Source organism: Bradyrhizobium sp. IC3123 (assembly GCF_020193625.1).
Lineage (GTDB): Bacteria > Pseudomonadota > Alphaproteobacteria > Rhizobiales > Xanthobacteraceae > Bradyrhizobium > Bradyrhizobium yuanmingense.
Window position 1 is genome coordinate 395,587 of sequence record NZ_JADYVF010000003.1, and the last position, 17,611, is coordinate 413,197.

The 17,611-nt window shown below is 63.9% G+C and carries 19 protein-coding genes; 3 read left to right on the top strand and 16 right to left on the bottom strand.

Features of this window, described 5'->3' with window-relative positions; translation table 11 throughout:
• Positions 1 to 50: 50 nt before the first annotated feature.
• From ybgF to tolQ, 9 genes are all read right to left on the bottom strand, one after another.
• Positions 51 to 1,133 (bottom strand): tol-pal system protein YbgF, encoded by a 1,083-nt coding sequence (gene ybgF, locus I6F20_RS11945; protein ID WP_109142503.1) that lies wholly within the window; start codon positions 1,131 to 1,133, stop codon positions 51 to 53.
• A 206-nt stretch (positions 1,134 to 1,339) separates the two neighbouring features.
• Positions 1,340 to 1,828, bottom strand: a complete 489-nt coding sequence (pal, locus tag I6F20_RS11950; RefSeq protein WP_035998574.1) for a peptidoglycan-associated lipoprotein Pal — start codon at positions 1,826 to 1,828, stop codon at positions 1,340 to 1,342.
• Positions 1,829 to 2,072: 244 nt separating this feature from the next.
• Positions 2,073 to 2,834: an N-acyl amino acid synthase FeeM domain-containing protein gene (locus I6F20_RS11955; RefSeq protein WP_225126313.1), complete on the bottom strand. Its 762-nt coding sequence runs from the start codon at positions 2,832 to 2,834 to the stop codon at positions 2,073 to 2,075.
• A 167-nt stretch (positions 2,835 to 3,001) separates the two neighbouring features.
• A complete protein-coding gene (locus tag I6F20_RS11960; RefSeq protein WP_036021865.1) occupies positions 3,002 to 5,323 on the bottom strand; it encodes a putative bifunctional diguanylate cyclase/phosphodiesterase in 2,322 nt (773 codons plus the stop codon).
• 36 nt (positions 5,324 to 5,359) lie between these two features.
• Positions 5,360 to 5,503: a hypothetical protein gene (locus tag I6F20_RS11965; RefSeq protein ID WP_225126316.1), complete on the bottom strand. Its 144-nt coding sequence runs from the start codon at positions 5,501 to 5,503 to the stop codon at positions 5,360 to 5,362.
• Positions 5,504 to 5,581: 78 nt separating this feature from the next.
• Positions 5,582 to 6,925: a Tol-Pal system beta propeller repeat protein TolB gene (gene tolB / locus I6F20_RS11970; protein WP_225126657.1), complete on the bottom strand. Its 1,344-nt coding sequence runs from the start codon at positions 6,923 to 6,925 to the stop codon at positions 5,582 to 5,584.
• A 41-nt stretch (positions 6,926 to 6,966) separates the two neighbouring features.
• Positions 6,967 to 7,926, bottom strand: a complete 960-nt coding sequence (gene tolA / locus I6F20_RS11975) for a cell envelope integrity protein TolA (RefSeq protein ID WP_081494442.1) — start codon at positions 7,924 to 7,926, stop codon at positions 6,967 to 6,969.
• 4 nt (positions 7,927 to 7,930) lie between these two features.
• On the bottom strand, positions 7,931 to 8,383 hold the full coding sequence (gene tolR, locus I6F20_RS11980; protein ID WP_036021864.1) for a protein TolR: 453 nt from the start codon (positions 8,381 to 8,383) through the stop codon (positions 7,931 to 7,933).
• A 43-nt stretch (positions 8,384 to 8,426) separates the two neighbouring features.
• On the bottom strand, positions 8,427 to 9,143 hold the full coding sequence (gene tolQ, locus I6F20_RS11985; RefSeq protein ID WP_225126318.1) for a protein TolQ: 717 nt from the start codon (positions 9,141 to 9,143) through the stop codon (positions 8,427 to 8,429).
• Between the two features lie 421 nt (positions 9,144 to 9,564).
• Here tolQ and I6F20_RS11990 point away from each other — a divergent pair, with 421 nt between their 5' ends.
• On the top strand, positions 9,565 to 10,083 hold the full coding sequence (locus I6F20_RS11990; protein ID WP_035998550.1) for a DUF2231 domain-containing protein: 519 nt from the start codon (positions 9,565 to 9,567) through the stop codon (positions 10,081 to 10,083).
• Positions 10,084 to 10,090: 7 nt separating this feature from the next.
• Here the strand turns inward: I6F20_RS11990 and I6F20_RS11995 are convergent, their stop codons facing one another.
• On the bottom strand, positions 10,091 to 10,861 hold the full coding sequence (locus tag I6F20_RS11995; RefSeq protein WP_225126320.1) for a serine acetyltransferase domain-containing protein: 771 nt from the start codon (positions 10,859 to 10,861) through the stop codon (positions 10,091 to 10,093).
• A gap of 254 nt (positions 10,862 to 11,115) precedes the next feature.
• Here I6F20_RS11995 and I6F20_RS12000 point away from each other — a divergent pair, with 254 nt between their 5' ends.
• The gene (locus I6F20_RS12000) at positions 11,116 to 12,279 is read left to right on the top strand and encodes an acyl-CoA desaturase (protein ID WP_225112960.1); all 1,164 of its coding nucleotides are present in this window, start codon (positions 11,116 to 11,118) and stop codon (positions 12,277 to 12,279) included.
• Between the two features lie 33 nt (positions 12,280 to 12,312).
• Here the strand turns inward: I6F20_RS12000 and I6F20_RS37945 are convergent, their stop codons facing one another.
• The 6 genes from I6F20_RS37945 to I6F20_RS12025 form a co-directional block, all read right to left on the bottom strand.
• Positions 12,313 to 12,447 carry a hypothetical protein gene (locus I6F20_RS37945; protein WP_271542926.1) on the bottom strand — a complete coding sequence of 45 codons (135 nt, stop codon included), beginning with the start codon at positions 12,445 to 12,447 and terminating at the stop codon, positions 12,313 to 12,315.
• A complete protein-coding gene (locus tag I6F20_RS12005; protein ID WP_057028074.1) occupies positions 12,444 to 12,701 on the bottom strand; it encodes a hypothetical protein in 258 nt (85 codons plus the stop codon). The genes I6F20_RS37945 and I6F20_RS12005 overlap by 4 nt, the downstream gene beginning before the upstream one ends.
• Positions 12,702 to 12,955: 254 nt before the next feature.
• Positions 12,956 to 13,447 (bottom strand): DUF2852 domain-containing protein, encoded by a 492-nt coding sequence (locus I6F20_RS12010; RefSeq protein WP_035998538.1) that lies wholly within the window; start codon positions 13,445 to 13,447, stop codon positions 12,956 to 12,958.
• A gap of 121 nt (positions 13,448 to 13,568) precedes the next feature.
• Positions 13,569 to 14,309: a TetR/AcrR family transcriptional regulator gene (locus tag I6F20_RS12015; RefSeq protein ID WP_057028075.1), complete on the bottom strand. Its 741-nt coding sequence runs from the start codon at positions 14,307 to 14,309 to the stop codon at positions 13,569 to 13,571.
• Between the two features lie 212 nt (positions 14,310 to 14,521).
• The gene (locus tag I6F20_RS12020; RefSeq protein ID WP_036021849.1) at positions 14,522 to 14,887 is read right to left on the bottom strand and encodes a YciI family protein; all 366 of its coding nucleotides are present in this window, start codon (positions 14,885 to 14,887) and stop codon (positions 14,522 to 14,524) included.
• A 48-nt stretch (positions 14,888 to 14,935) separates the two neighbouring features.
• Positions 14,936 to 15,340, bottom strand: coding sequence for a YciI family protein (locus I6F20_RS12025; RefSeq protein WP_035998515.1), 405 nt, complete (start codon positions 15,338 to 15,340; stop codon positions 14,936 to 14,938).
• 416 nt (positions 15,341 to 15,756) lie between these two features.
• On the opposite strand from I6F20_RS12025, the gene I6F20_RS12030 reads away from it, so the two are divergent.
• Positions 15,757 to 17,421, top strand: coding sequence for a methyl-accepting chemotaxis protein (locus I6F20_RS12030; RefSeq protein WP_225126322.1), 1,665 nt, complete (start codon positions 15,757 to 15,759; stop codon positions 17,419 to 17,421).
• The last annotated feature ends 190 nt before the right edge of the window (positions 17,422 to 17,611 follow it).

The following is a 17,611-nucleotide window of genomic DNA, read 5'->3' on the forward strand; positions in this document are numbered from 1 at the left end:
CCGCGGATTGACCGAATGTTTAGCGCAACGCCATCCGCTTTGTCAGCGGATCAGCACTTCACCCGCTTCTGCTCGCGATCGACGGCGGCTTTGACGCCGGCGGAGGCGCGGGGATATTTGCGGCCGATCTCGCCGAAGGCGGCGCAGGCGGCCTCCTTCTCCTTCAGCGCGGCGAGCGACTGGCCGAGCCGCAGCAGCGCATCCGGCGCCTTGGCCGATTTCTCGTATTTGGTGGTGACGGCGAGGAACGCTTCGGCGGAATCGCGATATTGCTGGCGCTGGAAATAGCTCTCGCCTAGCCAGTATTGCGCGTCGCCGACCAGCGGGTCGCTCGGAAATTTCTGCGTGAAGTTCTTCATGGTCTGCTCGGCCAGCGCGTAGTCCTTGCGCTGCATGTAGCCGATGCCGAGGTCGAACTCGTCGCGGGGCGTCGCCGACGGCGGCAGGGTGGCCAAAGCAGCGCCACCGGCCGGTGCGGGATAACCCGATTGTGCCGGCGGATAGCCGGGCTGCGCGGCCGGCGGCACACCTTGTTGGTAGCGCGGGCTGGTGTTGGCGAGATCGAGCGGCTCGCCCGCATTGCGGCCGCCGCCAGGCGTGACCGCCGGCATCGGCTGCTGCCCGCCGCCGAGTGCGCGCGGCGCGCCGGGTGCATTCGGGTTCTGGTTCGGGTCGAAGGCATCGCCGCGGCGGCGTGTGCCGGGAGCGCCGGGCGCCGGCTGCTCCTGAACGATCGGCGCGGGCGCGGCGATCTGCGGCTGCTCGTAGCTCGGCTGCGCGGCTTGCTGTTGCGGCGGCGGCTGGCGATAGCCGGGCGCGACCTGACCTGGTGCAATCTGGCTGGGTGCGATCTGCGCGGGCGGCATCGCCGCGACGTTGGGTGCCTGCCCGGGCGCCCCTTGCGCGCCGCCCTCGAGCGCCCGCAGGCGCTCTTCGAGCTGGCGGTTGCGATATTGCAGCTCCTCGTTCTGGCCGGTGAGCTGGCGCAGCCGGTTCTCCAGCCGCTCGATCCGCATCTCAGGGTCGACATCATCCGACTGCCCGTAGACCGATTGCGCAAGCGCGGGCGAGCACAAAGAGAGCAGCGCGGCGGTCGCCGCGGTACCGGTAAAAGCCTTAAATCTGGATGACATCTTGCCCTGACGACGAAAGCGAAATGGCCTGCGACGGAACCCTCGACGCGCCACACATCGAAGTGGAGTACGCCAAAAATGTGACTGATACCAAGGGGTTTTCAGTCCCAGAATGCTGAAACGAAACCGGCGCCCGAGAGGGCGCCGGCATATCCAATTGCAAAGCTGAACGGGGCCTGACTGACCACCGGGGACCTGACCGAGCGTCAGGAGCTGGCGTTCAGGACAGTGACGGCGCGGCGGTTCTGCGACCAGCAGGAGATGTCGTTACAGACGGCGACCGGCCGTTCCTTGCCGTAGGAGATCGTGCGCATGCGGTTCGGGTCGATGCCGCGCGAGGCGAGGAACGAACGGACCGACTGGGCACGGCGGGCGCCGAGCGCGATGTTGTATTCGCGGGTGCCGCGCTCGTCGGCATGACCTTCGATGGTGAAGGAGTAGCGCGGATAGGTCTGCAGCCACTGCGCCTGCTTCTCCAGGGTCACGATCGCCTGCGGGGTCAGATCGGTCTGGTCGCTTTCGAAGAACACGCGGTCGCCGACGTTGACGACGAAGTCCTGCTGGCTGCCGGGCGTCGCCGCATTGGCCATCGCATCCGTCGCGGCATTCTTGTTGGCGCAGGCGCCCATCGACAGCGCGACGGCGAGCACCGCGGCCAGCTTCAATCCCTGGAGGATACGCATAGGATGTCTCATTCCGGAGCCTCCACGCTCACGTTAGTCCACTGCTGTCCGGTCTACAGGGGGTTGGTTAAGCGAACGTTCCGTCAACCTTGACGGAACCTTGCCTCAGCCGGTCAAATGCCCCCAACCAGCGAAAAGCAAACGTCATGGTTAATGGGTTGTAAATGTGGCGCGAGGGTGAAGGCAAGCCGCGTCGGCCGGCAAAAGAGCCGGCACTTGCTGGAATTTTGGGCCGAAATGACCGGGGAGCGCCCGCCTAGACCGAACCGAGCGCTTGAGAGGCCACGTCCAGGGTGCGCGGCGTGGTGAGCAGAATCGGCCGCGTGGCGGCCTGCCGGGGGATGCTGCGTTCAAACAGCATGCGCCGCTCGAACGCGCTGGAGCGCATGATCGGAAAGCGCGCGAGCACCTTGTCCCGCTGCCGCCGGACGTCGGTGGCCATCAGGACCGCCTTCTTGGTGGGCCAGCCCGGAAAGCCCCGCGGCTCCGGCGAAATGGTCTCGTGCAGGAAGATGCGGCGGTAGAACGCCTGATGATCGGTCCGGATCATGGCAAGGCCGGTGTCGGCGTTGAAATGATCGCACGCGACAAAGGCGAGGCGGACGGTCAAATAGGGCAGCTCGGGAAAACGGTGGTGCTTGTCGGGATCTGCAACGAGCCGGCATGGATCGACAAAAACCTCGCCGCGATCGAGGCGGGGATGCAGGATGTCGCCGAACACCTCGGTGGTATAGGACATCCGCCATTCCGACGTCAGCAGATGGATGCGGACGGAGCTGCAAAGCTCTCCGTCAACATAGACCCCGAAATTCCAGGTGTTGGGCGTTTCGTCGAAATGATCGCTGACGCGCAGCGAAGGTGATGGCTCGATCAGACCGGCCTGCAGATAGGCGCGGTAGCGCATCAGATACAGGTTGTCCTTGTCCTCGGGCGTTTCGATGAGCCGATAATCGATGCGGTCAAACAACGCGGCGCCTCGTGGAAGGAGCGCCGTGTTCGGTTCGGCTCCGGACTTCATCTGCAACCTCTGACTCCAAGCAACTTCCACGAGTAGCCAGACCTTAATGGTTCCTTAACGGAATTGCAAAGCTATAGAATCGTTAGGGTTAACCTTTGCGAGCCCGCAAGACTACGGTGCACACGGGAGCCGATTGCGAGAGTGGAGCTGCCGGGAAGGGATCGGGCCTATCGCGACGACACAAGGGCGAGCTGGTCGTCGGGCACGCGACGACCATGCGAGGCGTTGAGCAATTGCCGGATTCGCACCGCCGGTACGGGCCGGCTGAACAGGTAGCCCTGCCCTTCGGTCACGGTGCCGTCGGCGCTGATCAGCTCGAGCTGCTCGTTGGTCTCGATGCCTTCGACCACGACGGCCATGCCGAGGTCGGCGGACAGCCGCGCGACACCGCGCAGCAGCGTCAGCGGCCGGTCGGAATCGATACCTTCGAGGAAGGAGCGATCGATCTTCACCTTCTGCATCGGGAAATTGTGCAGGTAGCTGAGGCTGGAGTAGCCGGTGCCGAAATCGTCGAGCGAGATGCGCACGCCGAGCGCATGCAATTGCGACAGGATGTCGTGGGTGAGCTGGGTGTTGCGCAGCAGCGAGGACTCGGTGATCTCGATCTCCAGACGATGCGCCGGCAGGCCCGACACTTCGAGCGCGTAGCGGATTTCGCTCAGGACGTCGCGCTGGTGGAATTGCTGCGGCGAGAAGTTGACGGCGACGCTGACACCCTCCGGCCACTTCATGCATTCCATGCAGGCGCGGCGCAGGATCCAGCGGCCGAGATCGACGATCAGGCCCATGTCCTCGGCGACCGGGATGATGTCGACCGGCGAGACCGTGCCGCGCACCGGATGATTCCAGCGCAGCAGCGCTTCGCAGGTGGTGATCTTGCCGGACCTCAGATTGACCAGGGGCTGGAAGAACAGCTCGAATTCCTCGTTGGCGAGCGCCTTGCGCAGGTCGAGCTCGAGGATGCGGCGCGCCTCGACGGTCGCGGCCATCTCGTCGCGGAAGAAACAATAGGTGCCGCGGCCGTCGGCTTTGGCGCGGTACAGCGCCATGTCGGCGTTCTTGAGCAGCGTGTCGGCGCTGGTGCCCTCCGGCGAGGTCAGCGCGATGCCGACGCTGGCGCCGATCTCGACCAGATGATTGTCGATGCGGTACCGCTCGCTCAACCGCTCGACGATGCGGCGGGCGAGTGCCGCGGCATCCTCGGGCGACGTGAGGTTCTGCTGGAACACGACGAACTCGTCGCCGCCGAACCGGGCGACGAAATCCTCGGGGCGCAGCATCTCGCGCAGGCGGTTGGCGACGGCGCACAGGAGCTGGTCGCCGCAGGGATGGCCCAGCGTGTCGTTGACCTGCTTGAACTGGTCGAGGTCGATGAACAGCAGCGCGGAGAGCTGCGCCGCATCGTGGGAGACAGCCAGCAGGTGCTCGATCTGGTCGCGGAAGTTGACCCTGTTCGGCAACGCCGTCAGGTCGTCGTATCGCGCAAGATGGGTGATCTTGGCCTCGGCGTTGCGCCGCTCGGTGATGTCCTCGAGCAGCAGCACCGCCCCTCCGTCCGCCATCGGCTGAACGGTCCAGCACAGCGACCGATTTCGCTCCAGGTTCGCCTCGGCGGTGATGATCTCCTTCTCCCGCGAACTTTCGATGCCGGCGACGATATGCTCGCCGTCCGCGCTCGAGATGGATCTTGCCTGCACGCACGCCGCGATGATGTCGCGCGCACTGGCGCCGCTCCGAGGCAGATGGTCGGGCAGGTTCATCATCGCCGCGAAGCGGTGATTCATCACCGCGAGCTGGCCATCGCGATGGAACATGCAAAGACCGTGCGGCATGTTGTTGAGGGCGGTATCGAACTGGCCCGCAAGTGCGGCTTCGCGCTCGCGCGCCACCACGGCGCCCATGAAGATCCGGTGCAAGTTGACCGAGAGCTGCATGATCGCCAGCAGGAAGGCCGCGCTCACAACGGCCATCGCGATGTAGTAGGGCGTGCCGCGCCACGCCAATGCCAGCACCGCCGGGGCGAAAATGAGCAGCGCCTGCAGATGGAAGATCGACGGTCGTCCGTACGCCCTTCCCGCTCCCCCTGCGGCAATGCCTGTCGTGACCGACAGGGCAATCATATGCGCGACCGCGTCGTCGGTGGCGAGCAGAGTCGTGCCGCACCAGATGCCGATCGCTGCAGCTTGGATCTTCGCGCCGATCTGATACCGCGCCTGCCAGCGTTTGGCCGCCTCGGCGGTCACGCTCGACTTGCGTCCCTGATAGCGACGCAAATCGATCGCCCGCACCGTTCCGGCCAAGACGAGCAGCGCCACGCACGCCCAAATCAGGGGCTCACCTGTCTTCAGCGCAGTCAGCGCAGCACCGATCGACACGAAGATGAGACCGGCCAGCAGCGGTCCGGGCGCTTCAAAGAGCGAATCGATCTGCGCCGCCGGATTGACCGGCGGCGGTTGCCCCTGCTCTCCGCTCTGGCTTGCGAACTGCATTTTGGTTTGTACGCGCGTCCTGTTCAGCGCGTAGTCTTACCCAGCCGAGATGAAGCTTTTCTGAGGGAACATCGTTAAAGTCGGGTTGTTTTTCGGCAATAGCGAAATGATTTTCGCTGCAATATCAAGCAGGTAGGCAAGCCTTGCCGGGCGCAAGGTGAAGGAAGTGTTGCCGGTCACGGCAAACTCGGAAAAAATCGGCGCGGTTTTTCGAAAACATCGCGCGTCTGAACGCGCGATGTTTCAACTGCGCCGTTGTCAGCCCGAGGTCGAGGACAACAGTGGCGACCATGCCGGGTCCGAGGCAAAGCCCGGAGTCGGCACCTTCAATTCGTTGCGGCCGGAGATGTCGACCGAGTACAGCGACGGCCCGCCATTGCCGCCGGGATCGCGGAAGAACATCAGCACGCGGCCGTTCGGCGAGAAGGTCGGGCCTTCGTTGTGAAAGCCGGAGGTGAGCAGCCGCTCGCCCGAGCCGTCGGGCTTCATGACGCCGATCGCGAACTGCCCGCCGCCCTGCCGGGTGAAGGCGATGTAGTCGCCCTTCGGCGACCACACCGGCGTCGAATAGCTGGCGTTGGTGTCGTCCTTGGAGAAGGAGATGCGCTGCGCCTGTCCGCCGCCCGCACTCATCACGTAGATCTGCGACCTGCCGCCACGATCGGACTCGAAGCAGATGCGGCTGCCGTCGGGCGAATAGGACGGCGAGGTGTCGATCGCCGGCGTGTCGGTGAGACGCGTGGTCGAGCGCGAGCGCAGATCCATCACGAACAGGTTGGAATTGCCGCCCTGCTGCAGGCTCATGATGACACGCTGGCCGTCCGGCGAGAAGCGCGGCGCGAAGGTCATGCCGGGGAAATTGCCGACGATCTCGCGCTGGCCGGTCTCGATGTTATAGAGGTAGACCTTCGGATCGCCCTGGCCGAACTCCATATAGGTGATCTCTTGCGAGTTCGGCGAGAAGCGCGGGGTCAGCACGAGATCGGAGCCGCGGGTCAGATAGCGCACATTGGCGCCGTCCTGGTCCATGATCGCGAGCCGCTTGACGCGGCGCTCCTTCGGCCCGGTCTCGTCCACGAACACGACGCGGCTGTCGAAATAGCCCTTCTCGCCGGTCATGCGCTCGTAGATCTGGTCGGAGATGATGTGGGCGATGCGGCGCCAATATTCCGGTGAGGTGAAATATTGCTGGCCGGCGAGCTGCTGGCCGGAGATGACGTCCCACAGACGGAATTCGGCCTTGAGCCGCCCGTCCGGCTGCCGCGTCATGCGGCCGGTGACGAGCGCCTGCGCGTTGATGGTCTTCCAGTTCTGGAATTGCGGCGCGACATCCATGTTGTTGATGCGCTCGATGAAGGCGGCCTGATCGATCGGCGCGAACAGGCCCGAGCGCTTCAGATTGTTGGTGATGACCTGCGTGACACCGTTGCCGACGTCGCCGTCGGAGGGCGAGCCGGGCAGGAAGTTGCTGATCGCGATCGGAATCGGCTGGAATTCGGTGGGATTGATTTCAAGCCGCTTTTGCGATTGGGCGAGCGCATGTCCAGCCCCAAGCGTCGCAAGCGCGGATCCGGTCAGCGTCATGAAGCGGCGGCGGTTCATCGATCGAATGTCATTCATCGCAAAATTCTTTTGTTCGGATGTCACAACATATCCTTCAGGCCGAAGCGCATCGGAATGGTCTTCCAGGTGTCATACTGCTGCTTCGGCAGGAACGAATAGACTTGACACTGGACGATGGCACGCTTGCCACTCTCCGCCACGGCCTGAGCGATCGACCTGGACGGTCCACGCGCTGCAACCACAACCGGCTCGGATGCCAGTGTTCCATCGATCTTCATAAAAATATCGATGTCGACTTCGTATTGGTCGGCATCCTGCCCGTTGTAGGTGGGCGTGAAGCAGCGCCTGACCGCCGACATGAACGCGCCCTGCCAGGTCGCAACATTGTTGGCGGCCGTCCCGGTTGCTGCTCCCAGCGACGCTGATGCATTCAACGCCGAGCCGGTCTGCTCGTGCCGGGTCGCGGCGCGCTTGTCGAGGTCGCGCTGGATCTGCGCGGGGTCGAAGGTGCGCTCCTTGGGCTTGGGCTGCTGCTGCGGCTGCACCGCCGCGACCTTCTGCTCCACGGGCTTGGGCGGCGGCTTCTTGGCCTCCATCTTCTTCTGCAGCTCGGCGATCGGATCTTCCTTGGCCGGATCAGGCTTCTTTTCCTGCGGCTTCGGTTCTTCCTTCGGCTTGGCCTCCGCCACGGGCTTCGGCGGCTCCGGCTTCTTCTCCACCGGCTTCTCGACCGGCTTCGGCGGCGGCTCCGGCTGGGAGTTGGTCTTGATCAGCTCTTTCTTCTCGGTGACCTTGCCGACGGCGTCTTCCTCGGGCTTGGGCTCCGCGATCTTCTCGACCTTCGGCTTCGGCTCTTCCTTCTTGCCGGTCTTCTGCCCCGCCATCATCTTGGCGAGCTGATCGGAGGAGATGATGTCGATCGGAAGCGATTCCTGCGTAGCGATGTAGGCCTTGCTGCTGAAGGTGACGAGCCCCCATCCCAGCACGAGGACATGCAGGGCAATCGACGCAACGAGTGTCTTGTCGACGTTCACCTTCACGGTCTCAAGACCCCTGATCCGCTTCCGTGACGAGCGCCAGCTTCTTGAATCCGGCGCCCGAGAGCTGGCCCATCACCTTGGCCACGGTGCCGTAATCCGCCTTCTTGTCGGCGCGCAGATAGATGCGTTCCTCGAGGCCGCCGCGCGCATCGGTGATCGCCTTCAGCTTCGGGATCAGCTCGTTCAGCGCAATCTCGGTGTCGTTGATGAACACCTTGCCCTTGATGTCGACCGACATCTGGATCGGCTTCTGGTCGTTGTTTTCGAGGCTCTTGGCACTGGTCTGGGGCAGGTCGAGCGGGACGCCGACCGTCAACATCGGTGCCGACACCATGAAGATGATGAGCAGCACCAGCATGACGTCGACCATCGGCGTGACGTTGATCTCGGCCACGACCGGCTTGCGCCGGCCGCGGCGCCCGCCGCCGCCGGACGAACTCGCAACGTTCATGGCCATGATCGCGTGCCCAGATTGCTCTTCACACTATACATGCCGTCCGTCAGCCCCGCTCGTCGATCTGACGAGACAGAATGGCTGAAAATTCATCAGCAAAGCCCTCGAGTCGCTGGGCCTGCCGGTTCACCTCGGAGGTGAACTTATTGTAGAAAATAGTGGCAGGAATGGCGGCGATAAGGCCGACGGCGGTCGCAAACAGCGCCTCGGCGATACCGGGGGCGACCACCGCCAGAGAGGTATTTTTCGAGGCCGCGATCGACTGGAAGCTCGACATGATGCCCCAGACCGTGCCGAACAGGCCGACGAAGGGGCCGGCGGAGCCGACGGTCGCCAGCACCAGAAGGCGCCGTTCCAGCCGCTCGACCTCGCGCGCAATCGAGACGTTCATCACCTTGTCGATGCGCATCTGAAGCCCTGCGACCGAGCGGGCATGGCTCTCGAACGAGCGCTTCCACTCGCGCATCGCCGCCACGAAGCAGGCCGCCATGGAATGCGTCGGCTTGGCCGACAGCGTGCGATAGAGCTCCTCGATCGACTCGCCGGACCAGAACGCCTGCTCGAACCGGTCCATCGAGCGGCGGGTGCGCGCGTAGAGAAAGATCTTGTCGATGGCGATCGCCCAGACCCAGACCGAGCAGGCCAGAAGCCCCAGCATCACCGCTTTCACGATCCAGTGAGCCTGCCAGAACAGCGCGATCAGCGACACGTCGGCGGAGGCAGCAACCGGAAGGGCTGTCTGAGCCAATTCGGCCGGATTCATAAGCAGTATCCTCTCAAGGCGATCGTTACCTAATGTCTTCGGCCAGCAAATCGCGGCCGGTGTTCCCCAACAGCCGCGCCGGACCCGCGCGGCGGGCAAGCCCGCTCAAAGCCTTGTCTTTCTGGGGTGCAGGGCTCGTCCAAAGGCTCGTCAAAAGCCGGCCGCCTGCATTCCCCGCCAAGATGTCAAAACTAAGGGGCCTCGACCCCAGGCCTTGACGTCGGGCTCCGGGCACGCCTGTCCGCACATACCAGAGCCCGCCGATGGTTAATGCGGGGTTACCGGCGGCGCATTTGGCTGCAGGAAAGACAGTCCCTGCAGGGGGATGGACCCCGGATCCCGTGTTCCAGACGCACCGGCCGGAGGAACCTGCTCTCGTGCCAAAAATTGTCCGGAAAATCACTCTCCGCGAGGTCCTGCCATGTCCATCAACCCCAAGACGACCGCCGCGATCGGCGATCACCCGCTCCACCCCATGCTGATCCCGTTCCCCGTCGCGTTCCTGGTCGGCGCTCCCATCGCCGATCTGGCCTTCATCGGAACCGGCGACGGTTTTTGGGCACGCGCCGCGATGTGGCTGATCGGCGCCGGCATCGTCATGGCGCTGGTTGCCGCCGCAGCCGGCTTCACCGACTTCTTCAGCGAGCCACGCATCCGCCGCCTGAACGATGCCTGGTACCACATGGTCGGCAATCTCGCGGCGGTGGTGCTGGCCCTGGTCAATTTCTATCTCCGCTACGCCCAAGGCGCGGAGGCGGCGATCAAGCCCTGGGGCGTCGTGCTGTCCCTGGTCGTGGTCGGCATCCTTCTGTTCACGGGATGGAAGGGCTGGGAAATGGTCTATCGCCACCACGTCGCGGTGCTGGATGCGCCGGGCCAGACCAGCTCGGAGCCGGTCAACCCGCATCATGGCGGCGAAAGCCACCGCCGCGCCGCCTGAGCGACAGTCAAGCGGACGAAGCGGCCGCAAGGCAATTGGTGAGCCGCGCGGGATTGCCGATTGCGGTGCAGCCGCCAGGCACGTCACCGGTCACGACAGTCCCGGCGCCGATCTTGGCGAAGTCGCCGATCTCGATGTCGCCGAGGATGGTCGCGCCGGAGCCGATGAACACGCCGCGACCGATGCGAGGCGAGCGCATCGGCAGGTCGCCATGGCGTCCGATGCTGACATTCTGAAGGATGGTCACCTCGTCGCCGATGACGACATTGGCACCGATCACGATGCCGGTGGCATGGTCGAGATAAACCGACGAGCCGAGGCTCGCGGCCGGATGAATGCTGACCTGCAGGACGTTCGAAGCCTCGTTCTGCAACAGCAGCGCCGCATCACGATGGTCATGACGCCATAGCCAGTGCGAGACGCGCCAGGACTGCAGCGCGACATAGCCCTTGAAGTGCAGCAGCGGCGGCAACAATCCGGCGATGGCGGGATCACGGAGCACGATGGCGCGCAGGTCGCGGCCGGCCGCTTCGACCAGATCCGGTTGGCCGCGAAAGGCATCGCGGGAAAACGTCGTGAAGCGCTCGCGATCGGCGGCGCTGCCGCCCAGCCGACGCCCGATCAGATCGGCCAAGGCAGCGGTAAAATCGTCATGGGCAAGGATGGCATCGGCGACAGCCTTGCCGAAGACGGGATCCGCCGCTGCGGCGCGCCGCGCCTCGCCGCGTATCTCCTGCCAGAGGATGTCGCTCGCCACGATCGCAGTCTCCGTCCGCATTGCCGCCTGCGGTGTTTTGACGCTTGCTTCTCGCTGTCGAATATAGGACGCAGGCCGCCTGCGCGCCAATTGGCGTCGGCAACACGCGCGGCCACCTGTGCGCCATGCTCCCCGTAAGGCTACGGGCTTGCTTGCCAGAGAGCTGCGGCCAGCCTTCGGCCGAAGCCCGCGGTGGCATCCGCGGGTATTGGTACCCGCCGGACGTCAAGCTGCCGGCCAGTTCCGAATCCACGTCATCCGAGGTCACGCTCAATATGCCGCTCAACGCCCCCGCCGACGACCAGCACGACGACATCATGTATCCATCCGCCCTGCCGTTCCTGCTGGTCCATCTCGGCTGCCTTGCGGCAATCTGGTCGGGCGTCACCTGGCAGGCGGTCGCGATCTGCGTCTCACTCTATTGCTTGCGGATGTTCGCGATCGGAGCCGGCTACCATCGCTATTTCTCGCATCGGGCGTTTGCGACCAGCCGGGTGTTTCAGTTCATCCTGGCCTGCCTTGCGCAAAGCAGCGCCCAGAAGAGCGTGTTGTGGTGGGCCGCCAAGCATCGCCACCATCACCTGCATTCCGACACTGAAAACGACGTGCATTCACCGCGTCACCGCGGCTTCCTCTATAGCCATCTCGGCTGGATCTTTTACCGGCAGCACGACGCAACCGACCTCGTGAAGGTCGGCGATCTCGCCGCCTATCCCGAGCTGATGTGGCTGCATCGGCTGGAGCTGCTGCCGGCCTTCGTGCTGGCAGGGCTCTGCTTCCTGGTCGCAGGATGGTCGGGTCTGGTGGTCGGCTTCCTCTGGAGCACGGTGCTGGTCTATCACGCGACCTTCTGCATCAATTCGCTTGCCCATGTGCACGGGCGCAAGCGCTACGTGACCGGCGATGATTCCCGTAACAACTGGCTGCTGGCATTGGTCACGCTCGGTGAGGGCTGGCACAACAATCACCACGCCTATCAGAGCAGCGTGCGACAGGGCTTTCGCTGGTGGGAGGTCGACGTGACCTATTACATCCTGACGCTGCTGTCGTGGATCGGCGTCGTCTGGAACATGAAGGCGCCGCCCGAACAGGTGCTGCGCAACGAGCAGCCGCTCGGCGCGCGGGTCATCCAGCGGGCGGCCCGCGAGCTCGCCGGACGGTTCGATGCGCAAACCCTGGCGCATGCGATCTCGTCGGCACGCCGCCGGGCCGATCTCGCCCAGTTGCAGCTGCCGACGCTGCACGACATCCTCAATCGCGCGCATGAAGGTGTCGACGCGCTGACGCATCTGCATCTGCCGAAGATCCCGACACGCGAGGAGTTTCTCGCGGAAGCCAAGGCGATGTTCGCGCGAACGCGTTCGCTCAACGAGATCGTCGACCACGCCTACGAATACTTCCTGGCCTCGGTTCACGCGCAACTCGCCACGGCGCGCTGAAGCTTCACGCCATGCGACACCGGCCGGCAGCGGTCATGCTGCCGGGGCGCGTCCATCGCGGGCGCGGCCGGGGTCAGCCTGCTTGCGGAGGCTGAGCGCATAGAGCCAGCCGCCTGCGGCGATCAGCACGGGCAGGACGAAAAGCGCGAAATCGCGGAGCAGGATCATGGGACGATACTTCCCTTCGCGAACGACACCGCGCGGCTGAGTGCGTACGATGCGCCCCAATATAGATAGGCGCTAAGAAACAACCGCCAGGACTCACCGAGCTGCCACTCCGGGTAGAGCTGAACTTCCGTGGGCCATCCATTGAGGAACGCGATCGCCACCGGGACGACCGGGCCGAAGCGCTCGAACAACACGGCCGCGCGCTCGAACAATGCGAGGCGCTGGCTGATTTGTTTGCGTTCAATATTGGTCATGATCGTGCCCGTCGGCGCCGCGGAGGCGCAGTCAAGGCTTGGTCGGTGCTCGCGCGGTCCGGGTTCTATCGATCCTGCACATCTGCGTGATGGGCCTCGCAAAGCCCTCGCAGGCGCTTCGCATCGCCAGGACGACCATCGAAGTGTGACATAAGCCAAACCGCCCGCCTGCGGATTGCGCAGACGGGCGGCTCGGGGCCATCAGGACTTTGGGGGCATGCGCCTGAAGGCTTTGAGAGGTGTAATTCTTCGGATCAGCCCTGCTGCTGGTCGGTCGGCGGCGGGGTCGGACGCGTCTTGTGCTGCGCCATGAACTGATCGAACTCTTCCTTGTCCTTGGCGTGACGCAGGCGGTCGAGGAAGTTCTTGAACTCGACCTGCTCTTCCTCGAGCCGGCGCAGTGTCTCACTGCGATACTCGTCGAAGGCGCGGTTGCCGGAGGACGGCGGGCCGAAGCCAAAGCCGAAGCCGCGGCGCTCCATGCGGTCGCGCATGCGATCCATCTTGTACTGCATCTTTTCCATCTTGTTCTGCCAGCGATCCTGATTGCTCCAGCACGACATTCTTCTGCTCCCGAGTGTGAAAAAGAGGAGGGCAAGTCCGATCGGCCACCAGATGATGAAGCCGAGAATGGTCACGGCGATCCAGCCGGGATGCCAGGGCGTGTCCAGCATGCGGGGGCGCTCGTAATATTGCTGTTGGTCCGACGGGCCGCGCCAGCGATTGACATCAGCGGTGTAGGCCATTTCCCTTCTCCATCACGGCACCAGCGCCGTTGTGAATGTAAATAACATTTACATAGCTAGACCATCCCGCGATTTTGTCAAGCTGGCAGCAAGACACGCCCGCGTGATTACTTGCGCAATCTTATTTCGGCTTGCCCCAGGGGCTGCCGGGCGGCAGGCCCGAACCGGAGGGAGCCTCCGGCGGCACCGGCGGCGGCTCGGCGCCCCTGGCCGGAGGACGGCGGTCGATCGGGAAGCCGAGGCCGCGCAGATAGATCAGCACCTCGGCCTCCAGCAGCTCGTCCGGCGACATCGGCAGCTTGCGTCGCGCAGCATCGCCGCGGGAAAACAGCGAGGCCACGCCATGCGACATCGACCAGATGTGCAGCGCCATCATCATCGCCGGCGGGCGGGGTGTGCCGGGCGGCGTCAGTGCGGCGAGCCGCTCGGCTGCGGCTCGAATGATGTTGAAGGCGCGTTCGCTGGCCGCCTGAAGTGCGGGATTGGCATCGACCGGCACGCCCGATTCGAACATCGCGTTGTAGAAGGCCGGCTCCGCGCGGGCAAAGGCGAGATAGGCCTTGCCGACGCGCTCGAAGGCGGTGACGGTGTCGGGCCGCCCGTCGTCCCAGGCCGCCGACAGGCGCGCCTCGAACTGCTCGAAACCGCGCTGGGCGATAGAGGACAGCAGCTCGTCACGGTCGCGGAAATGCCGGTAGGGCGCCGCCGCACTGACTCCGGCCATGCGCGCGGCATCGGCGAAGGTGAAGCCGGCCGCCCCCTTCTCGGCGATCAGCCCGAGGGCCGCCTGCAACAGGGCTTCCTTCAGATTGCCGTGGTGATAGCCGCGCTCGGCGCGGCGCTGCTCCTTGCGCCAGCTCATGTGAACGAGCTTTACATGAGCCGGGCTTCAAGGTCACTAGCGGGAATCGCTCGTGATTAACCCGTATTCTCCGCAGTCATTCCGGGCGGCTCACAGAGCCGAACTATGGTGCGCGCTTGCGCACCTGAGAATGTCGAGATTCCGGGTTCGGTCCTGCGGACCGCCCCGGAATGACGGCCCACTTGGCCGCCCGGATACCTATTCGTTCAGGGCTACATCTCCGGAATCGGCAGCACGGGCATGACTTCGATCGCCTCGCCCGGGAAGATCGCAAAATGCGGATGGTTCTCGAACAGCTTTGCAGCGTCCTCCTGCGAGGCGGCGCGCACCACCGTGAAACCGGTCAGCGCGTTGCTGACCTCGGTGATGCCGCTCCCGTCGATCCTGCGGGTCTTGCCGAGCGGGCCGCCCATCTCGACGATCACGGACTTGTGCTTCTCGACCCAGCCGTGCCAGGCGGCCATCCCCTCCTGCTCCTTCGCCTTCCGCTCGGCCTCGGGCAGCGCGCGCCACGCCGCCATTTTCGATCCGCTCGTGCTGCCGAGATAGACGGCGAGAAATTTGTGTTCGGTGCTCATGGGTTTTCTCCTCAGGGTTGATTGGGAATCGCGCAGCCGCCGTCTCGTCTACGTCTTCAGGTCGCCAAACCCGGCGACGATCTCCTGCACTTCGGGCGAGTAGTCGGCCATCTCCTGCACCTGGCGGACCTCGATGATCTCGTTGGCTGAAGCGGGACATTTCTTGGCCCAGGCGATCGCCTCGGCGCGCGAGGCGACCTCGATCATCCAATAACCGCCCAGGACTTCCTTGGCTTCCGCGAAGGGCCCGTCGGTGACGATGGGCTGGCCGGTCGCAAACGAGACGCGCGCCCCGGTCGACGGCGGGTGCAGCCCATCGAGCGTGATCAGCACGCCTGCGTCCTTCAGCGCCTCGTTGTAGCGCATCATCGCGGCGACGCGCTCGGGATCGAGCTGCAGCTCCGGCGGCGCGTTCTCGTAGCCGAGCGGGATCATCAGCATCATGAATCGCATGGGAGTTCCTTGCCTTCATTGTCGGGGAGAGCGCGGCAAAGCCGTCTGCCCTCCCCTCCAAGACGAACGGACTTTCAGGGAAGCGACATGCGACGTGAGAAAATTTCCGGGGCCGACCCGGCTGCGCCAGGTGATTTCACGACGCCCTGTCGGCCATTCGCGCGGGCCCGGCAGCAAGGGCGCGAAAAATCATGCGCGTTTCATTCCCGTAGGAATACGGAAGACGATATGTATCTCAACGTGCATACATGGCTAGAAACCGTTTTGATTGAAGGAGATAGCCCAAACACGTGAACTCGCCCGAATTCATAGGGCGCATGAGGGTTTACAGATGGTCAAGACGCGCATGCAACTTTTCGATTGGAGAAAAGGTCGCCAGTCCTCCCAATTGCCACCTGTAATATTGCGGAGCTCACGTGTTCAATTTCCAAAGCAAGAAGGTCAGGCACGCCCTCGCGGAAGTCGAGGCGCTCGATCAGTCGCAGGCCGTAATCGAATTCGGACTCGATGGCACCATCCTCGATGCCAACGAAAACCTATTGAAAATGAGCGGCTATACGCTCGCCGAGATCAAGGGCAAGCACCACAGTATCTTCGTCAGCCCGGCCGAGCGCGAGAGCGCCCGCTATCGCGACTTCTGGGCCAGCCTCAACCGGGGTGAATTTCAGACCACCCAATACAAACGTTTCGGCAAGGGCGGCAAGGAAGTCTGGGTCCACGCCTCCTACGCCCCGCTACGCGACGAGAACGGCAAGGTGGTCAGCTTCATCAAGTTCGCCACCGACATCACCGCGTACAAGATCAAGACCATGGAGGATTCCGGCAAGATCGCCGCGATCAATCGCGCGCAGGCGGTGATCGAGTTCAACATGGACGGCACCATCGTCACCGCAAATGAAAATTTCCTGAAGGCGGTGGGTTACTCGCTCGACGAGATCAAGGGCAAGCACCACAGCATGTTCGTGACACCCGAGGACCGCGCAAGCCCCGCCTATGCGGCGTTCTGGGCCAAGCTGAACCGCGGCGAGTTCGAGGCGGCCGAATACAAGCGGCTCGGCAAGGGCGGCAAGGAGATCTGGATCATCGCCACCTACAATCCAATCCTCGACGAGAACGGCAAGCCGTTCAAGGTGGTGAAGTTCGCAACCGACGTTACCGCGCAGAAGATGCAGGCCGCCGACAATAACGGTCAGCTCGCCGCGATCCAGAAGTCGCAGGCCGTGATCGAGTTCAACATGGACGGCACGATCCGCACCGCCAACGACAATTTCCTGAAGGCGATGGGTTACTCGCTGGCGGAGATCAAGGGCCAGCACCACTCGATGTTCGTCGACCCGAGCGAGAAGAATTCGGCGGCCTATCGCCAGTTCTGGGAGACCCTCAATCGCGGCGAATATCAGGCCGCCGAATACAAGCGTATCGCCAAGGGCGGGCGAGAAATCTGGATCCAGGCCTCCTACAACCCGATCTTCGATCTCAACGGCAAGCCTTACAAGGTGGTGAAGTACGCCACCGACATCACCGCGCAGGCGATCGGCCGCAAGAAAGCCGACAATGCCCGCGGACTGATCGAGGCTGTCGCGGCCGGCAGCGAACAGATGAGCGCCTCGATCCGCGAGATCTCGGAGACCATGGCGAAGTCGCGCGAAACCTCCAAGGTCGCGACGACGCGGGCCGAATCCGCAGACAGTCAGGCTCAGAAGCTTGCCGCAGCTGCGCAAGCCATGAGCGGCATCGTGGAGATGATTTCGGGCATCACCGGCCAGATCAACCTTCTCGCACTCAACGCCACGATCGAATCGGCGCGTGCGGGCGAGGCCGGCCGCGGCTTTGCGGTGGTCGCCTCAGAGGTGAAGAACCTCGCGAACCAGGCCAAGCAGGCGACCGACACGATCACCTCCGAAATCGAAGCCCTGAACGTCATCTCGGGCGACGTCGCCAACTCGCTCACCGCGATCAAGGCCGCGATCGCCGGCGTCAACGAGTTCATCGCCTCCACCGCCGCCGCCGTCGAGGAGCAGAGCATCGTGACATCGGACATGTCCGCCAACATGCAGCGGGCCTCGGCGGAACTGGCCTAGGCGCCCGCTTTATCCCCATCCTGAGCGCTCGCAATGACGGAGCAAGGAGCGAGGCCGTTTGTTCCCTCACTCCTATCTCGACTACAGGTAGGCCTTCGCGGCCTCCGGGCGTACAAGCGACCGGCTCGACCAGCATGGGGCTTTCGCCCTCGGACAAAAGCGCAGTAGAAGGAGCGCAAGCTCAAGCACG